The following is a 3,738-nucleotide window of genomic DNA, read 5'->3' on the forward strand; positions in this document are numbered from 1 at the left end:
TGGGGTACTTTGTTACTTGATGGTGCCGGCTACCGGAATCGAACTGGTGACCTACTGATTACAAGTCAGTTGCTCTACCAACTGAGCTAAGCCGGCATCAAGTGGTGCGCATTCTAGGAAGACCTGAGGCATGATGCAACAAAAATATTGCGATAATTGTTCTTATGCTCACTATTTGTGCAACTCTTCGCAAATTAGCGCTTTTACATACAATCTTCGTTCAAAGAAGCATCAAGCCTCTGCGTTTTTACAGGGTACGCTAATCTGCACCCTGCCCGCGTCTTATTATGTAATATCACTCGTATGCACAAAAAACAGACGAAAAGGTTATGTTTCTGTCCTGGGCGTGTCCTTGGGAAAGAAGCACCTATAAACAACAGTTAAAAATATCATTAATGCGGGTGCGGTTACGTTTGCATTGGCTAACTATCATTTTTCCTTCTTATTCATGCCCGTCTGGTGGTAACCTCCGACCATTGTTTTTGAAATTTCCCTTAGTATCTAAGCCTGACAACAACCGGAACCTGTTGACACAGAATGGCTAGCCTATTGAAGGGCAAAAAATTGCTGGCAGAAGCACGCATATGAGCAAAAAAGACGCCTTGTTAACCACACCTTATCTGCATTTTAACCGGACCCAATGGGCCGCGCTGCGTGATTCGGTACCCATGACGCTTTCTGAAGACGAAATTGCCCGTCTGGAGGGAATTAACGACGATCTCTCAATGGAAGAGGTAGCAGAGATTTATCTGCCGTTATCTCGTCTGCTGAATTTCTATATCAGCTCTAATTTACGACGTCAGGCCGTTCTGGAGCAGTTTCTCGGCACCAATGGTCAAAAGATTCCGTATATCATCAGCATCGCAGGCAGCGTAGCCGTTGGGAAAAGCACTACAGCGCGCGTATTGCAGGCGCTATTGAGTCGCTGGCCTGAACATCGTAAGGTTGAACTCATCACGACTGACGGCTTCCTGCACCCTAATGCGGTGCTGAAAGAACGTGGGCTGATGAAGAAAAAGGGCTTCCCGCTCTCCTACGACATGCATCGTCTGGTTAACTTCGTTTCAGACCTGAAGTCTGGCGCAGCTCAGGTGACCGCGCCTGTCTATTCACATCTGATTTATGACGTCATTCCAGATGGAGATAAAGTTGTTCAGCAACCGGATATCCTGATTCTGGAGGGACTGAATGTTCTGCAGAGTGGAATGGACTATCCTCACGATCCTCATCATGTTTTCGTATCAGACTTCGTGGATTTTTCCATCTATGTCGACGCCCCGGAAGAGTTACTGGAGCGCTGGTATATTAATCGTTTTCTGAAATTCCGTCAGGGTGCATTCACTGATCCGGACTCCTACTTCCATCACTATGCTCAACTGCCTGAAGAAGAGGCTGTAGGGATTGCAACCCAACTGTGGAAGGAGATTAACTATATGAATTTGAAAGAGAATATTATGCCAACGCGAGAGCGTGCAAGTCTCATTATGACCAAGAGCAGCGATCATGCCGTTGACCTTGTCAGACTAAGAAAGTAACAAGAAAAGGGGCCCTGCCCCTTTCTGTTAATTCTGCGGTCGTAACGAAATCTCCCCGCCTACCCAGGATTTTCTCACGCCATCCTGTTCCAGAATTAACCCGCCCTGCGGGTCTATTCCCCTGGCAATGCCGGTGATCTCTCGATCGCCAATCAACAGTTTCACCGGACGGTCGATAAAGTTGTCTAACCGCGCCCATCGTTCAATAAAGGGCGCCAGACCATCCTGTTCAAACTGCGCAAGTGCCGTTCTCATCTTATTCACGATCAGGGCTGAAAGCGCGTTGCGATCAACCGTTACATCAGCTTCCTGGAGGTTAATCCAGCCCTGATTGATCACCTCGGCTCCTGTGGCACGCATCGCAAGATTTATTCCTGCCCCAATCACGATCTGTGCAGCATCACCAGCTTTCCCGGTCAGTTCAACGAGAATGCCTGCAAGTTTTCGATCATCAAGATAGATGTCGTTTGGCCATTTCACTCTGATCCCGGGGGCACCCTGCGCCTGAAGTGCCTCAGCCAGGACGATGCCGATCACCAGACTGAGCCCCATGGCAGCAGCAGGACCCTGCTCGAGACGCCAGTACATCGAAAGATAGAGGTTTGCACCAAAGGGGGAAAACCACTGACGCCCACGTCTTCCGCGCCCTGCCTGCTGATACTCTGCAACGCAGGCATCCCCTGACTGCAGACTGTCCATGCGATCGAGCAAATACTGATTCGTGGAGTCAATAACCGGGATAACCGCCAGCCTTCCTGCCTCCAGCCGTGCATTAATAGCCTCTTCATTCAGCAACTGCATAGGTGAAGCGAGGCTGTATCCTTTCCCGGTCACAGTAAAAACATCGATTCCCCATTCTTTCAACGTCTGAACATGCTTATTAATCGCTGCCCTGCTCATTCCCAGATGCTCACCCAGATGTTCACCTGAATGAAATTCACCATCTGCCAGAATACTGACCAGTTTCAGAGGTACGGTGTTATCTTTCATGCAATCACCTCAACGGCGTCAGTTTCACCCTGCGCCGCAATAAAGCGCACTTCCGGCTCCAGCCAGACCGTAAATTTCTCTGCTACGCGCTGGCGAACGATACGGGCGAGCTCCACAATATCCTGCCCGCTGGCATTCTCTGCGTTAATCAGCACCAGAGCCTGCTGCTGGTGAACCGCTGCACCACCATGACGGAAGCCTTTCAAAGAGCATTGATCGATTAACCAGCCAGCGGCCAGCTTCACTTCACCCTTTTCCTGTGGGTAGTGAGGAATATCAGGGTAACGCGCCTTGAGATAGGCAGCAGTTTCAGCGCTGACCAGCGGGTTTTTGAAGAAGCTCCCCGCATTTCCCGTCACTTCTGGATCAGGGAGTTTACTGCGGCGCATCGCGCAGACCGCATCGAACACCTGTCGGGGAGTGACCGTTAACGGATCCAGGTTTTTCAGGTCGCCGTAGCTGAGGACTGGCGTCCAGTTTTTTTGCAGATACAGGCCTACTGCGACTATCGCATAACCCTCACGATAGTGATGCTTGAAGATACTGTCCCGATAGCCAAACTGGCATTCTGCGGCCGTCAGGCGCTGGACGGTGCCATCGCAAAGGCGGACAACGTCGACATAGTGACACACCTGTTCCAGTTCAACGCCATAGGCACCTATATTTTGAATGGGTGCCGAACCTGTGCATCCCGGGATTAAAGCAAGATTTTCCAGCCCTGCCAGATTCTGTTCCAGCAGCGTTTCAACCAGCTGATGCCAGTTTTCTCCCGCCCCTACATGTACCAGCCAGGCATCTTCCGCCTCTTCAACGCTGATACCTTTAATGCGATTAATGATCACCTGCCCTGCAAAATCCTCGAGAAACAGCACGTTACTGCCTTCACCCAGCAATAATACGGGCTCTTTCTGGCGAGCACTTTCCTGCCAGCACTGGCAAAGATCCTCTATGGTTTTCACCACGCTAATGTGGCGTGCTCGGGCGTCGAGACTGAAGGTATTCCAGGATTTTAACGATTCTTGCTGGCGGGACATAATACGGCCTTCACAGAGTAAACTGTCAGCTAGTGTACCCGATTAGCCGCAGTGCGTTGAGGGTTTTCTGGGCGAAGCTCGCGACCTGAATCGGCGCTGAAACGCCAAAAACTGCTGATTTCACACTGAGTTTAAATTGTAACAACACGCATCGTATGGACGGGCGGTCTTTCGGAAGG

3 protein-coding genes and 1 tRNA gene are annotated in these 3,738 nt (G+C 50.3%); 1 reads left to right on the forward strand and 3 read right to left on the reverse strand.

What is annotated here, in order from left to right; genetic code table 11:
- Positions 1-20: 20 nt before the first annotated feature.
- Positions 21-96 (reverse strand) — tRNA-Thr (locus EPE01S_RS22445).
- Between the two features lie 488 nt (positions 97-584).
- Between EPE01S_RS22445 and coaA the strand changes: the two genes are divergently transcribed.
- The gene (gene coaA, locus EPE01S_RS22450) at positions 585-1,535 is read left to right on the forward strand and encodes a type I pantothenate kinase (protein WP_062749625.1); all 951 of its coding nucleotides are present in this window, start codon (positions 585-587) and stop codon (positions 1,533-1,535) included.
- Between the two features lie 27 nt (positions 1,536-1,562).
- Here coaA and birA read toward each other — a convergent pair whose 3' ends face one another.
- Both birA and murB read right to left on the reverse strand, forming a co-directional pair.
- The gene (gene birA, locus EPE01S_RS22455; protein WP_062749627.1) at positions 1,563-2,525 is read right to left on the reverse strand and encodes a bifunctional biotin--[acetyl-CoA-carboxylase] ligase/biotin operon repressor BirA; all 963 of its coding nucleotides are present in this window, start codon (positions 2,523-2,525) and stop codon (positions 1,563-1,565) included.
- A complete protein-coding gene (murB, locus tag EPE01S_RS22460) occupies positions 2,522-3,559 on the reverse strand; it encodes a UDP-N-acetylmuramate dehydrogenase (RefSeq protein WP_062749629.1) in 1,038 nt (345 codons plus the stop codon). The genes birA and murB overlap by 4 nt, the downstream gene beginning before the upstream one ends.
- Between the last annotated feature and the right edge of the window lie 179 nt (positions 3,560-3,738).

This window comes from Erwinia persicina NBRC 102418 (assembly GCF_001571305.1).
Lineage (GTDB): Bacteria > Pseudomonadota > Gammaproteobacteria > Enterobacterales > Enterobacteriaceae > Erwinia > Erwinia persicina.

Excerpts from the sequence above, each read along its gene's own strand:
- birA (WP_062749627.1), bottom strand. The coding sequence starts at position 2,525 with ATGAAAGATAACACCGTACCTCTGAAACTGGTCAGTATTCTGGCAGAT.
- coaA (WP_062749625.1), top strand. The coding sequence starts at position 585 with ATGAGCAAAAAAGACGCCTTGTTAACCACACCTTATCTGCATTTTAAC.
- murB (WP_062749629.1), bottom strand. The coding sequence starts at position 3,559 with ATGTCCCGCCAGCAAGAATCGTTAAAATCCTGGAATACCTTCAGTCTC.